This window comes from Flavobacterium sp. UBA7680 (assembly GCF_002482975.1).
Classification (GTDB): Bacteria; Bacteroidota; Bacteroidia; order Flavobacteriales; family Flavobacteriaceae; genus Flavobacterium.
Window position 1 is genome coordinate 275,604 of record NZ_DLHA01000032.1, and the last position, 19,446, is coordinate 295,049.

General features: G+C 35.1%; 10 protein-coding genes. All 10 read right to left on the reverse strand.

Annotation, left to right across the window (positions count from 1 at the left end):
- Positions 1–99: 99 nt before the first annotated feature.
- The 10 genes from B3C18_RS15210 to B3C18_RS15255 all read right to left on the reverse strand — a co-directional run bounded on the left by B3C18_RS15210 (position 100) and on the right by B3C18_RS15255 (position 19,357).
- Positions 100–1,017, reverse strand: a complete 918-nt coding sequence (locus tag B3C18_RS15210; protein ID WP_291148293.1) for a glycoside hydrolase family 43 protein — start codon at positions 1,015–1,017, stop codon at positions 100–102.
- A 259-nt stretch (positions 1,018–1,276) separates the two neighbouring features.
- Positions 1,277–2,845: a glycoside hydrolase family 28 protein gene (locus B3C18_RS15215; RefSeq protein ID WP_291148296.1), complete on the reverse strand. Its 1,569-nt coding sequence runs from the start codon at positions 2,843–2,845 to the stop codon at positions 1,277–1,279.
- 200 nt (positions 2,846–3,045) lie between these two features.
- Positions 3,046–4,443, reverse strand: coding sequence for a glycoside hydrolase family 140 protein (locus B3C18_RS15220; RefSeq protein ID WP_291148300.1), 1,398 nt, complete (start codon positions 4,441–4,443; stop codon positions 3,046–3,048).
- A gap of 169 nt (positions 4,444–4,612) precedes the next feature.
- The gene (locus B3C18_RS15225; RefSeq protein WP_291148302.1) at positions 4,613–7,768 is read right to left on the reverse strand and encodes a DUF6298 domain-containing protein; all 3,156 of its coding nucleotides are present in this window, start codon (positions 7,766–7,768) and stop codon (positions 4,613–4,615) included.
- Positions 7,769–8,004: 236 nt separating this feature from the next.
- Positions 8,005–9,711: a polysaccharide lyase gene (locus B3C18_RS15230; RefSeq protein ID WP_291148303.1), complete on the reverse strand. Its 1,707-nt coding sequence runs from the start codon at positions 9,709–9,711 to the stop codon at positions 8,005–8,007.
- A gap of 50 nt (positions 9,712–9,761) precedes the next feature.
- Entirely contained in the window at positions 9,762–10,451 is a 690-nt protein-coding gene (locus tag B3C18_RS15235; RefSeq protein WP_291148305.1) for a DUF3826 domain-containing protein, read from the reverse strand.
- A gap of 72 nt (positions 10,452–10,523) precedes the next feature.
- Positions 10,524–12,233 (reverse strand): polysaccharide lyase, encoded by a 1,710-nt coding sequence (locus B3C18_RS15240; RefSeq protein ID WP_291148307.1) that lies wholly within the window; start codon positions 12,231–12,233, stop codon positions 10,524–10,526.
- A gap of 138 nt (positions 12,234–12,371) precedes the next feature.
- Positions 12,372–14,345 (reverse strand): RagB/SusD family nutrient uptake outer membrane protein, encoded by a 1,974-nt coding sequence (locus B3C18_RS15245; RefSeq protein WP_291148310.1) that lies wholly within the window; start codon positions 14,343–14,345, stop codon positions 12,372–12,374.
- A 19-nt stretch (positions 14,346–14,364) separates the two neighbouring features.
- Positions 14,365–17,745 (reverse strand): SusC/RagA family TonB-linked outer membrane protein, encoded by a 3,381-nt coding sequence (locus B3C18_RS15250; RefSeq protein WP_291148313.1) that lies wholly within the window; start codon positions 17,743–17,745, stop codon positions 14,365–14,367.
- A 625-nt stretch (positions 17,746–18,370) separates the two neighbouring features.
- Entirely contained in the window at positions 18,371–19,357 is a 987-nt protein-coding gene (locus tag B3C18_RS15255; RefSeq protein ID WP_291148314.1) for a pectinesterase family protein, read from the reverse strand.
- Positions 19,358–19,446: the final 89 nt, after the last annotated feature.

Here is a 19,446-nt window from a genome sequence, read left to right on the forward strand (position 1 = left end):
GAACTCTTTATAATTTTTCACGCAGATTTATATTTTTAATTAACAAATGCTACGAATAAAAAAAATCATTTTAATCTGTGAAATCTGTGGCCTTATCTTTTATTTTCTTTCAATTAATCCTTTTAAAACTTCTTCTGAAATTGTTGTGATCGTTCCGTGTTTATGTCCTTCAGGAAGGCTTATTTTTGATGAAACGTCTTCAAAATGAACAAAATCTGAAGTGCTTAAAGCTTTATAATTTTTTGATCCGTAATTGTCATAATACAACAGCCAGTTTTTATCGACTTTCACTACTGTTGGACCTTCTGATAAATATTCTGTTAAAGGTTTAGAACTCTTTTCAAACGGACCTAAAGGCGATTTTCCGAAAGCTACTTTTATGTTACGCATTGGTCTTGTGTTGTCTTTTAAAACCAAAACATAATCTTTCTTGCTTTTCTTTACAATCACGCAGTCAATTACACTGAAACCCGGATCATAGTACAATTTCGTATCAGAAAATGTTTTAAAATCTTTTGTCGTTACATAATACATTCGGTGATTGTTTTTCTCCTCTTCTACTCCTTTTTCAAATCGGAACGGAATTGTCGATGCCCAGATAATTATATATTCTTTTTTTACATCGTCATAAAAAATATCCGGCGCCCAAACGTTTACCACTTCCGGTTCGTTTTTCATTACCGGAATGTATTCTTGTTTAGACCAATGAATTAAATCTTTTGAACTTGCATATCCAAAACCATTTCCGCCTTTCCAGTCGGTTGTCCAAACCATATGATAGGTTCCATCAGCTCCTTTTGTGATTGACGGGTCACGCATGATTTTACTGGCTCCAATTTTGGGTTTTAAGAATGATCCTTCAAGACCTTTCCAATTGTAACCGTCTTCGCTGTATGCCAGATATAAACCTTCCGTTGCGGGTTCTCGAAATGACGTAAAAAGGTATAAATCTTTCTTTTTCTGCGAATAACTGATCGCGAAAATGAAAAGAGTTACTATGATGAATATTTTTTTCATGTCTTATTTTCTTTCCTGCAAGGTTTCCAAAACCTTGTAGGTATATTTTATGTTTAATCCAGAGCCCTATTAATTCCAAAAATGCCAAATATTTCTCTTTAGCCCCGATTGCAGTGAAAATCCTTTTGTACTGGTGTTCAGTACAAAAGATTGAAACGGAAAGCGGGACGATACTTCCAAAAATGCCAATTGTTTCTGCTTCTAAAAATAATTATTAAATACCTACAAGGTTTTGAAAACCTTGCAGGATTACGTTGCGTTATTCTATAATTGCTTTTTTATCTAAAGATGCCCCTTTTTTAACTGGCGTTGTTACGTTGTTAAAAACATTGTTTTTCAGGAAAATATTCTTTGTTTCTTTTCCATTTGCTTCGATAAAAATATCCGTTGCATTAAATGGAAAATTATTATTAATCAATGTGTTTGAAACGTTATCCAATTTGATAACCGGAACTCCTTTTATTGGTGTTGAAGATCCAACGTTATCTAAAATAATATTTTTTGAATCTGAAATTTTGAAAGAAGAACCAATTGTCGCATTTACTTTTACATCATGAAATTCTACATCTGTCGCTGTGTTTACCGTAAAACCTTCTTTTCCGTCCATGTTGATGTTGGAGAACGTGATGTTTTGAATTGGCATTTCTGTAATTCCTAAAATCTGTCCCGCTTTGTTTACGTTTGAAGCCGTAATATTACTCATGTGAATGTTTCTAAAAATCGGAGTTTTTTCGGTTACAGGTTCAACTTTGGTGTCTTTATCATAAAAAAGGCTCAATACGATTGCTTCTTCTTTAATGTTTTTCATTACGATATTATCTACGCGAATATCTTCTACAACTCCGCCTCTTCCGCGTGCTGCTTTAATACGAATTCCACGGTCTGTTCCGTCGAAAACACAATTTGAAATCGTGATTTTCTTGATTCCGCCCGACATTTCACTGCCAATAACAACGCCGCCGTGACCGCTTAACATAGTACAATTGGTAATTGTAACATTTTCTGTCGGAACTCCATATTTACGTCCGTCTTCGTCTCTTCCTGATTTGATGGTAATACAGTCGTCTCCAACGCTGATATGACAATTTGAAATATGAACATTTTTGCAAGACGATGGATTAATTCCGTCTGTATTAGGCGAATGCGGATTAAAAATTGAAATTCCAGTTACGGTTACATTATCACAGAATTCAGGATTTATCGTCCAAAAAGGCGAATTTTGAAATGTTACGCCTTCGATTAAAATGTTTTTACAACCATAAGCCTGAAAGAAAGATGGTCTGAAAAACTTTTTATCGATTGTTCTTTTATAGTAATCAGAGTAAACAATTCCTTGATTTTGTTCGTCCCACATTTTTTGGTATTTCGTTAACGGAATCGGTTCTTTTGCGGTTTCGATTCTGTAAACTTCATTCCACCAAGCTTTTCCTTGTCCGTCGATTACGCCTCTTCCCGTAATGGTGATATTTTCTGCGTCTTTTGCATAAAATAATGGTGAGAATGATTTCATTACCAATCCTTCGTAACGCATTTCTACATATGGCAGATAATCATCAAAATTGTCTGAAAATTTTAATAAAGCTCCTGAATCTAAATGGATTGTTATATTACTTTTTAGTTTTAAAGCTCCGGTTAAATATTCTCCTGCTGGAAAAAAGATGGTTCCGCCGCCGTTTTTAGATGCTTTTTCTATGGCATTTTGAATGGCTTCGGTGCATTTTATTCCTTTGTTATTTCCGCCTTCGTTTAGGATGTTTAACCAGCCGTCGTTTGCTAGAGCGGTGTTTAGTCCTGTTATGAGGCAGAGAATTATTAGTATGTTTTTCATAGTTTATCTTTTTATTTTGCCACAGATTAAAATGATTAGCTCAGATTTTTCACTCTCATTTTTGTCCTTTCGACGAAGGAGAAATCTCCGTTAGCAGCTCCTCATGCTTGAGCAACTTTGTAGAGTTTCTTGCGAAGATTTCTCCTTCGTCGAAATGACAAGATTGTGGGTAAGTGTCACGAATTCACGAATTATTTTCACTAGTTCGAACGTAAAATCAAAACCCAGTCGTTACCATCTTCTTTTTTACCTGAAGGTTGAAATTCTTTAGTTCCTTTATTATCTACAATTCCAATTTTTGTTTTTTGTCCGTTTCTTGGGTTGTACCAAGCTGCTGTAACTTTATCCCCTGCAATCTTGCCCATATTTACCTCGATTTTTCTTCCGCTGTAAGTGTAAATCAAAGCGTATTTTTTTCCTTTTATAGCTGGAATATAATCGTATTTTTCTCCTTGGTTTGCAATTAATGAAGTATCCGGAGTTCCTTCTAAAAATGGAAATTCTAACATTAGTTTTTTAATGTAAATCATTTGTCCCGCTCCAGACGCATTAATCGCTGATGTCCATAATTCTTTATTTCCGTAAGCTGGTTTATCTCCTTTTCTGAACATTTGCATTACGGCGTTGTGTCCGTATGTGTAACCTGCAGCGCCCGAAAGAACTGACCAATATCCGTAACGACGAACGTCATTTGCTGTCCATTTTGGTTGTAAAGTATCGTGTAAACCGTGTGGAATTCCTTCGTAAGATGGTTCTCCGTCAAGTGTTGGTTTTGTTGGTTTTAATTCGAAATCTCTTAGAACAAACTTGTAATTGTCTTCTTTGAAATTCGTTTTTGATGAATCCTGATCGTATCTTCTGTGTCCTGATTGAAACATATTGAAATCCAGCCATTTTTCGTTGTGGAAGTTTTCTGAAGAATCGGTTCTTCCAAAAGGGTGAAAAGTCACTAATTGATTCGGATTATTTGTTTTTAAAGTGTTTCCGATGGCGTTCCAGGTATCCTGAAATTCGTTTCCATGTGTGTCACCTCCGTTTAACCAAATTACGTTGGTTCTGTTTTTATATCTGTCAGCTAAGAATTTAGCGTATATAATTGCTTGTTCTTTGCTTACTTTATTTCCTTTTGAAACGTTTGTTCCCCAAACTGGAACCATTGCTACATAAATTCCGTTTTTCTGAGCCACGTCTAAAGTGTAATCTACATGATCCCAGTAATCGTATTGCTTCGCATCTTTGAAATCATTTCCTGCCGTAATCAAGGGTTTTGAAACGTCTTCGTTGATTAAAGCAGCATCGCCATAAACATTAACGGCATTTATATTATGCAAAACCATTACCTGTACAACGTTGAACCCTTTTTCTTTTCTGTCTTTAAAATATCTATCAACGCCTGCTCTGTCTAATTTTCCAAATGCCAGCCAGCCTGTATCGCCCAGCCAAAAAAACGGTTTTTCATTTTCGGTAACAAAATAATGCTGGTTTTTAGATATTTTGATTTGAGGCAGGGCGCCTTTTGTTGATTGCGAAAATCCGCTTTGTGCTGTCAACAAAAAGCTTATACTTAAGGCATATAAATATTTAATTTTCAGATTCATTTTTGGTTTATTTTGAATTTATGTTTTTTAGGTTGGGCCACGGGTTTTACTGATTGAACAGGTTTTCGCTGGTTTCTTTTTTTCACGCAGATTGAGCAGATTTATTTTTAATTCTTAATTTTAATAATTATCTGTGTCAATCCGTTTTATCAGTCACATCCGTGCGCAATTACTTTTTCACGACAAAAAGCACTTTTTCTTTGATTTCGGATTGTGGAATTGTTACTTGTTTTCCTCCGTTTAGGTTTGCTTTTTTGGTGATGATACCTGTTGCTGCGTTTATTATGTATACTTCAAAAGTTCCTTTTGCGTCGGCTAAATCAATTGTAATATCTTGATTGTTTTTTAAATAGAAAAGATAGCTTTTTCCTTTATTTTCCAGTTTCCAAAGATTATCTGAAAAGCTATTTCCATCTACTAATTTCATTTCGCTTAAAGCGGAATAAAACTCAGGAAGTGCAATTTTTGGAATGTTTGGCATTGACGCTCCCGCCATTAAAGCTGGCCATCCAAATCTTGGAGACGCATCTGTCGAATATAGAATTACTTTTTCGGGATATTTTTCTCGATATTCACGAACAGCGCGATACACCTGATCGTCTGTTTCTTTTCCGGTTTTTAATTTTCTGGCGTGCTGCCTTGGTGCTAAATTTAATCCGCCTTGCGGTGCGTATGCTGTTCCGTCTTCTTTATAATACCAATAACGAATGTCAATTAAATCTACTGTTTTGGTTCTTTGTGCATCACTTAAAATAGCATCCTGAACATCTTTTGTCGCACTTAAACCTATTATTTCTTTTTTGCCTGTTTCGTCTTTCCATTTTTGAACTTCATCAATCCAAAATTGCATGAAATGAAGCGGACCCGTATATTCGGCACTTGTTAACTGAATTACATTGCTGTTTTCCTGAAAATTTTCTAATGATTTTCGAATAAATCCTTGGTGCAATTTTCTTCTGGCAGGATTATTTACGTCGTAAAATTGTTCAGCCATAAAAATACGTTTGTCTCCTGCATATGGCGGAGGCTCCGGAAAACCTGTACTATTTATATTGTTTGCTGAACGCCATGGTGAACTTGCCCAATGCGCTCCGGCTTCTATAATGTTATGTTGAAAATATTGCTGATTGATTAACAATTGTCCTTTGGTTTCGGCTAAATCAGCAAAAAGCGATAAACGATCCCAATACCAATCATTGAATTTTGTCAAGTCATATTTACTCAATTGATCCCAAGCTAAATCTTGTCCGCTTCTTGCAAATGGCTGTTCGTAGAAAGGCGGCCAAGCATCGGCATCAAAACGACGAACGCGTTCGTGATCGTCCATTCTTCGCTCGTACCATAATCCGTAATTATGTTCTAAAGCAACCATATTATTGGTACTTAAATAATCTGCAACTTCGTTGATATTGTCTGTAAAACCTGTTCCGGTTCTGCCGGGAACAAATCTGGTAACGTCTGGCAATGACTTAGAAATGTCGCTGTCTCTAAGGCTTCCTCTCCACCAAGGCACGCTTAATCGGTTTCCTGCTATTACTTTATTATCATAAGTAAGCCATCCGTTTTTTGTTATTACTTTGTTGGTGGAAATTATATTTTGTGCTGCATTTATTTTTAAATCATTCGCATTTTTAAGCCCTGAGTTGTTCGTATCAATTGGATTTGCTTTTGAAACTTCTGCAATCCATTCTAATAAACTTTCCTTTGGAGCAACTGAATTTTTAGTTAATTCTTGTGCTGCTTCAACTTCGGGACTTGATGAAGGTTCTGAACCTAAATCATAAATAAATGGCTTCATAGGAAGCTGTCCTAAACGATTTTCTAATTGTGCATAAAACAAACTTCTCGGATTGATATGACCGTTTACATCTTTCCAATGACCATCGCCAGCCATGATTCCACCCCAAGTTCCAAAAGCCCAGTTTTGTGCTGTTGGCGGGCTGTAACATTCTATTTTAGATGCTGATGTTTCCCAGATTACACTATTTGCAGCTGTCCAGCCTGCGCCTCGTCCATTTTGTTCTCTATTGTTATAACTTAAGGCGTGTCCGTCTATATACGAAACTTCAAATAATACACCTGTTGACCAACTGCCTATTGCTCCGCTATTATTGAAAGGCATAAACGACTCGCATTGAATAAATGCATTTGGCCCTGTCGTTCCAAATCCGCCTACTGCAAAATCGTGGTATCCATATTCTGAATAACAACGTTGAAATAGTGTTTGTTGTCCTTCGGTATAAAAAGTATGACGTCTAAAACCTGCAATTTCAGAAACTGGTTCGGTTGCAATACAATCTTCAACTGTAATTTGCTGTGCTGATTTTAATAAAGCAACTGCACCTCCAGAAAAATGCTTGAAGTTTACTTGTTTTACCCAGGCATTTTTTGTGTTTTCGATGCTAATTCCTAACCATCTGTGTTCTTCGTCTTTTGGTTTTGACAGATCATAAGTTGATTTCATCAGGATATTTTCGATCCCGATTTGCTCAATTCTTCCTGACCAAGAATAAACCGCCACTTTTGCTGGTCCGTAAGCATCATCCAAAGTCATTGTTAACGGTGCATTTAAAGTTACTTCATTACCGTTGATATTGGTTACGACTCTATTCCAAGTAATATCCCAATCATTTTTTTTCCAACCTACCCAACCGGTTTCGGCTCCAAAATCATCCATTTTTAACTCTTTAATCCAATTATCGGTTAAAGGTTTAGTGATGATAATTTCAACAGATGGTTTTAATTTAGAGGTGTTTTTTAATTGGATTTTTTTTGTTCCAAGTGGTGTATAAGCTGTATTGAACTCAAAAGTCTCACCTAATTTTTTATCATCAGTTCCTAAAATTCTAATTATCGCTTCTCGTTTTAATCCGGTTCCTAATAGAATTGTTCCGTTTTCAGTATTTCCGCTTCCGCGTAAAACGACTCCTGATTTTTTAATGAATAAAGTTCCGCTTATTTTAAAGATTCCTTTATCTAAAAGTACAGCGCCGCGAAATCCTGATTTATTTGGTTTCAAATTACTTACATAATCAATTGCTGCCTGAATTCTTTCTTTGGCATCTTCTTCTTGTTTTGAAACAAAAATTTTATTCTCCACATTCGGAATTGCTTTTTCAGAAGCCATATATCCCGCATATGAAAAATCTGGAATTTGATTTCCTTTGTTGTCTGTCGTAAACGAAAGTTTTCCTTCTTTGGTTTTGACAATATCCGGGAAAGTGTTTTGTGCTGTGATGTTGATGCTGAAAAACAACGCCAAACCAGACAAAACTATTTTATCTTTTTGAAGGAAGATGTTATTTTTAAATTGAATAAAATTCACCTTAATAATTTTTAGGTTTATTATTTGCATTCCTAATTTCCACAATCTTGTCATTTCGACGAAGGAGAAATCTTCGTTAGCTATTCCGCTTGCTTGATAAACTTTGTGTTAGTTACTTGCGGAGATTTCTCCTTCGTCGAAATGACAAACTTTGTGTTTATGCTTATTAAACCAGACAGGTTTTAAAAACCTGTCTGGTTTGCTTTGAGAATATTCTGGTGACTAAATTTAAGACTTTATTGCAATAATCCTTTTGATTTTGCTAATGTATCTGTATTGTTTTCGGTTTTTGTCCAGTCAATTTTACTGTTTGGATCAATTCCGTTAAAATATTTCTCGATGTTGGTATATCCGTCGCCGTTTGCATCTTTGTTCGCATCTGAAGCGTCATTTGGGTTTAAACCATTTTTCTTTTCCCAAGCATCTGGAATTCCGTCATTATCAGAATCTTTATATGCTTTTCCTTTGTAAACCGGATAACCTCCAACCTGATTAGGATGCGTTATAATTCCTTTTTTATAAGAATCCGCAGGTAATCTTCTTTTAATAAAATCTTTTCCAATTGCGTTTTCTAAACCGTCTTTAACTTCAATTTTTCCTGTGCGAACTTGTTTGATAATTCTCTCGTCAACCATGTCTCTTTTAGGAATTGTTGCTCCAACATTATTTAAAACAAATTCATAGGCTTCTTCTGCTTTCATAATGGTAATATGAGGCATTGTAAAGGCTTTTGGCTGTTTGATAAATTCTAAATATGATTTTACTTCTGCTTCCGGAAGGTCTTCTAATTGTACACCGCCATTCCAGTTATCGGCTGTAACTTCTGGAGAACCAACGATAAAGTTTCCTGAAACATATGCTCTTCCGTATGTTTTTGGTTTCATATATCCTGATTCAGGTTTTAGAATTCTGTAGCGAATTGGCTGATCTGTTGGCGTAATTGGCCCCGGTTTAAAATAGTTGTTGATGATGTTAAACATCGAACGATAATCTCCTCCATCAAGAGAACGATTCCACCAATTGAAAATCACATTGTTTACGAAATTAAAATCACCGTACATTCCGATAGAAGCATTTCTTGAAATATTATCGGCCCATAAATTGCGCATAAACGTGCTGTTTAATCCGCCAATTGTACTTCCGAAAGCATGATTATAAGTATCTAAACCTTCTGAAGAAATGGTATTTTGAATGGTAATATTACAAGCTGGTAGTTTTTCCAGTTTTGATTTTTCATTTGCCGCAAACTGATGTCTGTATAATGAAATATTTTCGTCTAATCCCCAGCTTACAGAGCAATGGTCTACGATTATATTTCCTATTGGATTTCCGCCAAGTGCGTCATCTCTTCTGGTTACTTCGGTTGCGCCACGACGGAAACGCATATGTCTGATAATTACGTCGTGTGTATCAATTTCCAGAGTTTCTCCTGCAATGCAAATTCCGTCGCCCGGAGCAGTTTGTCCTGCAATTGTAACGTACGGCGCACGCATGCTGATTCTCTTTTTTAACTGAATGATTCCAGAAACATTGAAGACGATTGTTCTGGCTCCAACGGCTTCGCAGGCTTCGCGAAAAGTTCCTTTTCCGCTGTCTTCTAAGCTTGTTACTACAAATATTTTTCCACCACGGCCGCCTTGTGTAAATGCTCCGCCTCCTTCAGCTCCCGGAAAAGCAGGAATATCTGCCTGAACGAAATCTTTAGGGTAAGATGCCCAAGGTAAATACGGTTTTCCTTGTTTGGCTTCTGCCTGAATTGTACTGTAATTATTTTTCCAGATTTCGGCTAACCTTTTTTCTTCATCAGCCAATATTGCATCGGCTTTGTCTTGAAGTGGTTTCGGAATTTCTGGATATTGTGCATATGCTGAAGTGAAGAAAGAACAGAATGAAAAAATCATCATGGTTCTTTTTAATGTGGTTATTGGGAAGATAGTCTGCATGAAAAGATAATCTAAGGTTTATAGTTTTTTGGTGTAAAGTTTATAACAGATTATTCTTTTGAAGTAGAATCCTTCACTTTACTTTTTTCTTTTTCTTCAAGACGTTTGTGCCAGTCAGCACTTTCCTTGTTTAGATCGTAACCTTGTTTTGATAAATAGTTGTTGATTCTTCCTTTGTATTTACCAAACCATCCGTGTTTTTCTTTAGATGAACCGCCGTCCATTGCATGTTCTCTGGCTTCTACTAAAGCTTTGTAGATATATTCTTTTTGTTCTGCAGTTAAATTTGGAAGCATATCATTATAACCTGCAACTGTTATTGGAAGCACGCCATAGGTCATTCCGTCTTTAACTTCAGTGATTTTATCTTCTGATAATTCTTTACCTAATTTTTTAAGATAAGATTTATGCAGTTTTTCAATTGATTCATCTGCTTTTGATTTCAGTTTATCAATTTTCTCGTTTTGTTTTTCTTTTGCTAAACCTGTATCTTCTTTTATTTTTTTAATTTCAGCGTCTCTTCCATCCTGAATTTCGCTTAAATCCCTGAATTGCTGTGCTACAACATTTGAAACTGATGTTTCTTTTTTAGCATCTTTTAAGTCTAATTTAGCAACGATTTTTGCTGCTCTTTCATTGGTAACTTTAATGTATTCAGGATCTAAATGCTGCTGCGCATTTAAAGCCGAAAATGCGAAAACCAATGCTAAAAAACTGATATTAAATTTTCTTAATGCCATCTTTTCGTGATATTTTAATATTTAAAAACATTCTCATTTCATTGCGAAACAAGAATGTTTTCAAAATGTTTCTTATTTTAAATCTAATATTGGTCGAACTAATGTTTCTTTATTATTAGCAAGATCTTTCCAGTTTACTTTTATTGCCGGATTTACACCGTTGATGTAATCTTCAATATTTGTATATCCGTCTTCGTTTAAATCTCCTTTTGCATCAGATGGATCGTTTGGATTTAATCCGTATTTTTTCTCCCATGCATCCGGCATTCCGTCTTTATCTGTATCTACATAAGGTTTTCCTTTGTATTCCGGATATCCTCCAACTTGAGAAATATCTGTAATGATTCCTTTTTTATAAGAATCCATCGGTAAACGTCTGTGTTCAAATTGATAGAATTCTTTTTTCTCTAATCCTTTTGCATATTCAGGAACTCCAGTTTTAACTGTTCTTACGATTCTTTCGTCCACTTTATCTCTAATTGGCAAAGTTGCTCCAACATTTTTAAGTACAAATTCATATGATTCTTCTGCTGTCATGAATTTGTTGAACCAAGGCATTGGGAAAGGTTTGTCTGCTTTCATTTTATCGAAATAGACTTTTGCTTCGTCATAAGACATTAATTCTCCTTTTTTATTTTCAAGTTGAATTCCGCCGTCCCAGTTGTCTTTTGTTACTTTTTCGTTATTGTTTACTACGTTTCCGTTTGCATAAACTCTACCAAAAACCATGTATGGTAATTTACTTCTTCCTGATTCTGGTTTTAAGATTCTGTAGCTTATTGGCTGAGATAAATCGGTTACTGGACCTGGTTTGTAAAAGTTATTGATGATGTTGTAATTTGCTGTGTAATCACCTCCGTCTGTAGATCTGTTGTACCAGTTGAAAACTACATTGTTCACAAAATTGAAAATTCCGTTCCAACCGATAGAAGGGTTTCTTCCTGCGTTATTAGCCCACATGTTTCTCATAAATGAGCAGTTTTCTCCACCTAAAGTACTTCCGAAAGCGTGGTTGTAAGTATCTAATGCTTCTCCAAATAAACTATTTTGGATTGTAATATTTACGGTTCCTACTTTTATATCTGGATAACCTGGGCCCGGGCTGTAAATGTGTCTGTAAATTGACATATTTTCGTCTAATCCCCAAGTTGCTGATACGTGGTCGATCATAATGTTTCCAACTGGATTTCCTCCAATTGCATCATCACGACGCCCAACGAAAGTTTCTCCTCTGCGGAAACGCATGTGTCTGATAATTACATCGTGTGTATCGATCCAAACTGATTCTCCGGCAATACAAATTCCATCACCTGGAGCTGTTTGTCCTGCAATTGTGATATATGGTGCACGAATAATTAACGGACTTTTGATTCTGATAATTCCTGAAACATTAAATACTATTATTCTTGCTCCTCCTTGTTCACAGGCTTCACGAAGTGTTCCTGGTCCTCGGTCTTCTAAACTTGTTACTGTGTAAACTTTTCCGCCGCGACCTCCGAAGGTAAACATTCCGCCTCCTTCTGCACCCGGGAAAGCAGGGATTTCTGCCTGAGGTAAATCATTTGGACGAGATGCCCATGGAATATATGGTTTACCGTGTTTTGCTTCTTCTTCAATAACTACTAAAGCTTTCGCCCAAGCTTCATCAGAAAGTCTGTTTGCTTCGTCTTTAATAGCTTTTTCCTGCGCCTGAACTTCTGCACTTAGTTTTGGATACTGAGCGAAACATTTTGCATTTCCCAAAAACAGGAGTGTCAAGATAAATAATGCGGAATTTTTCATGTTAATTTTGATTTTGGTAATTCTGTTTAAACAAATCACCTGCATCTAAGTAGAATACAGGTGAAGAATTGTCATGTTTAATTTTGTTTTCTATTATTAGATATGCTTAATGATTTAGGGCAATTCATCTTGCTTATCTTATTCTTGATAATTGTAAGTTCCAGCTCCTCCAAAATTATCATTCCAGCCTATTGTTTGTAATAACCATGGGTTAGAAGTTAAAGCTGTTGTGTTAAGACCGCTTATGTAATAATTTGGATTGAATTTAATTTTAACGGCTGCTCCGCTGACATTATCCATTGGAGTAACTAAAGTCGCTAATACAAAATTATCATTATAATATGCCGCCAAAGTGCTTAACTGCGCTTCAAAATTAGCCGAATCCGGATCTGCAAGTATACCTGCGCGTGAAGCTGTTAATGGATCTGCTGCTGTTGCAGTTGTTTTGTACTGCAGGTAATTTCCTGTTCGCTGAGTTCCATTAATAGGTGCTAAACCTAATTTTTGACAGCTGTTGCTTGTATTAGGTCCTAGAGGTTCATCGCTATATAATTTCCAACGTTGTACATCCCAGTAACGTTTTCCTTCGTATGCTAACTCAACTCTACGCTCATATAATACCGCTTCTATAGCTGCATATTTATCTGCCAATGTACCAATTCCATAATTGTTTGCTGCAGGAATACCAACACGAGCTCTGATTTTTCCTAAATAAGCTAAAGTATTACCCGTTTGTCCTAATGCTGCATAACATTCTGCAATATTCAATAGTAATTCTGCATAACGATATTCCATAATGTCAGTTGGTGAATATGCATAATTTACTGCATTGGTTGCTGTTGTATTTGTCATTTTTCTAACAAATGCAGGGCTTGTTGATGTACTGTTAAGATCATTAAAATAAGGTTTATTCTTATTATCTAACCAACGGTAAGACCATAGAACTGCATTAGCATTTTCTTTATATCCCCATTTAACTCCTGAGAAAGCAAATGTTCTGTAAAATCTTGGGTCACGATTAACGAAGAATGTAAAATCATTGTATCCATTTGCAGCAGTTGGTCTTCTACCATCACCCATTGGAAATAAATCAATCATTTCTTTTGGAGCAGAAACACCACCGTTTCCTCCTTGACTAGGTAAACGAATCGATTTTTCCCAGTTATTGTTTATGTTAAAATTTACATCACTATTTGAGCTCGATAAAAGCTGAACTGTGATTGCTTCTCTACACTTAACATTATCAATTAAAAACATGTCATTCCATTCTTTAATTGAATTTCCATACAATCCATAACCATTTTGCGTTAATACACTTTCTGCTGCCAATCCAGCATCCAGAGCTGCTTGCCAACGTTCATTTGAACCATCCCAGCTTTTATTAAACAAAGGGCTCGCAAAAGTTAATAACACACGAGATTTTTGAGCTAAAGCTGCTCCTTTTGTAAAACGTCCATAATTTGCAGAATTCCAGTCTCCAGGCAATAAACTAGCTGCCATGTCTAAATCTGCTACTATTTGAGCCACTACTTCAGATACTTTTGCTCTTGGAAGTTTTATACTTTCATCATCTACAGATGGAGACATAACCTTTGTAACGATAGGAACACCACCATAAGTACGCATTAAATCAAAATACTGTATAGCACGCATATAATACATTTGACCTTTTGCCTGATCGCGGAATGTTTTATCTAAAGCAGCTCCTTTTACATCAATATCCTCGATTAAATTATTACATTCTCTAATTCTGGTATAGGCATTATTAACTAAACCGGTACCAATTTTAGCACCAAAATAATCTTTTGCTACATCAGGACTATTAAGTAGTTTACTTGGATTAATATAATCCTGAACTCCTCCCTGCTCTTCTGTTAGTTTCGTGTTTACATCATTATAAACCCCAATTACAGTTGATGTTGGTGATTTAAAAGCTGCAAAAAAATCAAAGTATTGATTATCAACATACGCTTGTACACGTGCCTGACTTTGATAGAATGAATCATCATACTGTCCGATAGGCTTAACCTCTTCCAGGAAATTCTCGCTGCAAGAAACACCTAAAACAAGTACAAGTGCTGAAAGTATATATATATTAAGTTTTGTTTTCATAATTGATATCGAATTTAAATTAGAATGATACGTTTAAATTAAGCGACCATGATCTAAGAGTAGGATAACCTACAGAAGAATTGTCGTACATATTGCGATAATGACCTGGATATGGGTTATAAAGATCCCAAAGATTATTACCGGTTACACCTAATGATATATTCTGTATTTTAGTTTTAGCTAAAGCTTGTTTTGGAATTTCGTATGCAACAGTTAAATTTCTAACAAAGCAACGGAAAGTACTTATCTGCCAAAAATCAGAAGGATTTAATACACCTGTTTGTGCTAAATTAGGATATTTACCATTTGGATTATCAGACCCGTACATATCATTCCAAAATGGTTCACGAGCCCACATATTATTAGCACTAGAAGTTCCCTGACTTACTAAGTCAACAAAATTTGCTCCTCCCCAAGATGTTGATATTTGAGTTCTTAAAGAAAAACTGCTGTATTTCATTCCTAAATTGGTAGTAAATCCATACGTTCTACTGCTCTTTGCTAATTTAGCATAATCGTTTCCTACAAGAATTTGACCGTTAGGTCCGCTAAGAGTTCCATCAGGATTAAGAACACCACCTAGATCCTGATAAGCTAATGACCCTTTCTGAAGTTTAGTTGGATCAGTTATACCCAAATAACTTGGCGCAACACCAGCTGCAGCTGCATTTTGAGATAAATAATTCCAATAATTAGTAACATCCTGATCTGTACGTAAAATACCGTCTCCGGTTGATGTTTCATTCCATGTTTTGAATCCCCATACTGGATTAAATCCTTCTGAATATCCTTCTCTTCTTGTATTATTAGATGGAAGTAAATTTCCTTGATCTGGGAATTTTACAATTTTGTTATCTGCATAACTAAAGTTCACTCCAACATCATAACTAAATTTACCTCTTTTATCGCTCCAGTTAACGCTTAACTCAGATCCCCAAGCATCAACTTGCGCATAATTTTGTTCTGCAAAAGCTCCACCAACAGCAATTGGCACACCAGTAGCACTTCCCATATCTGTTAACATATCTTTTGTTATGTCATAATAGAAATCTGCTGTAAACTGTAATCTGCTTCGTAAAAAAGCTAAATCTAAACCAAGGTTATGTTTTAAAGTAGAATCCCATTTTGCATTTCTGTTTGGATTTACTTTAGGAGATAATCCAGATCCTAACTGACCTCCATTTTCTCCAAATTGCCAGCCTTTATTAACTGTAAGATCATAAAATTGATACCATTTCCATGGCTGAAGATTATCTTTTCCTGTTTTACCAATAGAGTATCGTAATTTAAAGAAATTTACCGTTGGCAGCATTCTTTCAAACCATTCTTCTTTAGAAGCTACCCAACCCAATTGAAGAGAAGGAAAAGTTCCCCAATAATTTTCTGGTGCAAACTTTGTAGAAGCATCACTACGTAAAAGGAATTGTAATAAATATTTTGACTTATAGTTGTAATTTAAAGTTCCAAAATATGAAAGTGTTGCATTATTTCCTTTTAAAGCGGTAGAGTTACCTGTATCAACTGTTCCAGCTGTGCGCCAATCCCCTAGATAATCTTTTGGAGTATTTGTATAAGCTAAACGTGTACTTTGCCACTCAGATTCAGATCTTTCAATACCAAACATTCCGCTAACTTGATGATCTCCGAAAGTTCTGTTATAGTTAGCAAAAAAATCGGCTTGAGTACTCTTAGAAAAATTACTATTATAATATACTCTGGCGTTTCGAACGTTAGTCTCTATAGCATAATCAATAATACCACCTACTTCTGGGTTTTTCTCAATAGCACTTGGATAGGCTGCACTTGCAAGGTGATTATCTGCTAAATCATAATTTTTAATTCTTGCCAGATCATACGGCAATTGAATTTGTTCTGAATAAGTAGAATTTTTAGTTCGTGCAAAAGTTGCTTTAAAAGATAAACCTTTAATTGCTTCTACTTTATAATTCAAAGAAGCATTTACATTAAAAGAAGAATCATCTGTTGTTTGGTGCGAACCATTATTTAGGTTGGCAAAATAGTTCCATCCTGCGATATTATTATTTGCATTTGCACTTCCAAAATTTTTGTTTGTGTTAGGAAATGGAGACATATAATATTGTTTACCATCAACTGTAGTTTCCCATGGAATAAATTTTGGCATATGCACTAAATATCCGTAATCAGCCTGCTCACCACCTGCTGCTGTTCCATAACCTCCATCACTGATATTCGCCGCTGCTTTAGTAAACGATTTATCGATAAACGCTGATGTTCCAGAAATAGCCGCAGAGAAATCTAAATTCTTTGCAATTTTTGCATTAATTCCTGTACGATAATTCCATTTATCATATTTTTGATATCCAAGATTTGCATCTTGTGTTAAGTAAGTCGCTCCTGCAAAATAGGTAATATCTTCACTACCTCCACTTACATTAAACGAATGTTTTTGCTGTATAGCTGGTTTCCAAGCTTCTTTAAGCCAGTCATAATTCAAACCTTTCATTTCTTCTAATTCTGCTGGAGAAAATAAGCTAGCTTGGGCAATAGTTGGATTTTGTCCTGTTAAAAACCTGTTGTTAAAAACTCCATATTCATAAGCGTTCATTGTTTTGGTATGGCTTACAGCGTCATTAACTACAAATTGACTGTTATAACTAAATTTAGCTTTACCTGCTTTTCCTCTTTTAGTTTTTACAACTATCGCACCTTGAGACGCACGAGAACCATAAATAGCAGCTGACGCATCCTTTAAAACTGTGATACTTTCAATTTCTGAAGGATCCAATCTATTAAAAGCATCTAATGTAGCTTTACCTGTTGCTGGATCAACCTGAACCATATCATCAATTACAACTAAAGGTATAGTTGAATTTCCATCTTTTGAGAAACCAAAAGTTTGGCGAATTTGAATAGTCGCAGCATCTCCAGGGCGTCCTGAACCTCCACTAACTGCAAGACCAGGAACTAATCCTTTTAATGCATCAGATAAGTTGGTTACAGGCAAGTCCATTAAATCATCTGGTTTGATTGTAGCAATAGCTCCCGTAAGTTCTTTTTTCTTCTGAGTACCGTAACCTACAACAACGATATTTTCCAGTTGGTTAGAATCTTCTGTTAATTTTGCATTAACAACAATACGTCCATCTAATGGTATTTCTTGTTTTCTCATTCCAATGAAAGAAAAAACTAAAGTTGCTCCACTTTTTACTTTAATTTGATACTTACCATTGTAATCTGTGGTAACTGTATTTTTTGTAGATTTCTCAGTTACGTTTACTCCCGGCAACAGCCCTAATGAGCTATCTGTAACTGTACCTGTAACAGTTACATGAGTGCTGTTTGTTGTTTGAGCGTAACTCATCACACTCATCAGTGTAAACAAAAGAAAACTACATCTCTTTAAAAGTGCTTGTTTCATAAATGTTTTTGTTTTTGGTTAGGTTTTATTTAGTGTTAGTTAGTCATGTTAAATGTGTTTCACTTAAAGATACCAAAAATTAAAAAAAGTTTAATGTATCTTAAATTAAATGTTAAAAACACATTTATTTTGTATACCAAAAATATAACGATGACGAATTAGAACCGTCCTGTTCTATCCTGCTTTACTGGCATTATCTAAAAAAAACTAACTCAAAAAAACAATATTAATAAAAAAAAGAAGGAAAAAATAGACAAAATCGAAAAATTAAGCAATAAGATTGCGTATAATAAAATAGAAGAACTGCTTTTAAACCAAATACAGAAGAATTAGCATTAAAAACAAAAAATAGCTGTTTTTTCTGCAAAATCATGCACTGAAACACTGTATTATAATAGGTTAAGTTTAGCATTATTAAACGAAAAAATGGCTTCTATTTTTAAAGAAAAGCCATTTTTTAAAGTAGAAATCTTACAACCTGAAAACGTTTTCGCTTTACAAAAGATTCCTTAAAATTTTACTAAAAAATATTTTTTTTAAACGTAAAATCTGACCAATAAAAAAAGTTAAAGTCCTTTTTTGATACAAAATCTAAAAAAAAACATCTATAGTTTAAAACTGATCATTATTTATTTGGATTCCATCCGTTTAAAACCAAATTTCGATCATATTTTTTAATATCTTCTTTTTTCAATTGATGCGACCAGGATACTCTTTGTGACAAATCTTTTGCGCTTGAACCTTTACTTCCAAATTCTGCGTAATAAGCTGTTTTATCTTTATCAGGAAATCTGTTATCAATCCATGCGTTCCAGCCTTCGGGTATAATATGTGACCCAATATCTGTATTAATAAAAACAGTTTGGGCATAAGGTCTCCAAGGTCTTCCTAAAAATACTTTATCTACCGATTTGTCTTTTGCGGTAAGTTTACATTCAACAAAAACAAATCCATATGCCTGACCTTGCGGAGTTGAAGCTGCTGTAATATAGGAATTCGTTAAACTCTCAATTGTACATTTATAAAAATAAGCTGTCGCAGCACCAAAAATAAAATCGGTTGTACCGCTAATAAAACAGTTTTCAAAATAAGTTCGGGTATTTTCCTGTGATAAAAATAACGTATCCTGATTCCCTAAGATATTACAGTTCTTGACAATAACCCGATCACTTTTTATATGCAGCGCCACCGCCTGTCCTACCCTTCCTGCTGTGTTTTCAATAGTAAGATTTTCAAGAGTACAGTCGTTTCCTTTAATTAAAAAAGAATATGAAGTAGAAGTTCCAAAAGTCTTTTTTCCAGATGGATCATTTTCACGAAGCGGTTTTCCCGAATAGTCGTCAAATGAAATAATAGTTTTCTCTTTATCTGTTCCTTTTAAAGTAATGAATGTTTTAGAAGTCGGAATCTCTAATTTCTTTACGTACTTTCCTGGCTTTATAGTTATTACAACTCTTTTTTCAGAATTGTCTTTGACATTATTTATCGCTTCCTGAATGGTTTTAAAATCTCCTGAGCCATCTTGTGCAACAGTTAATGACAATTTATTATCGAGCGTTTGGGCTGATGTAGATAATGTTGTTATTAAAAATAAGGTTAGAATATGTCTCATGATTTTTTATTTAAGATTTTTAGGTTGTAGAGACGCACAGCAGTGCGTCTACGTCACGTATACACATTCTTAAAAACGCGTAAGACGCA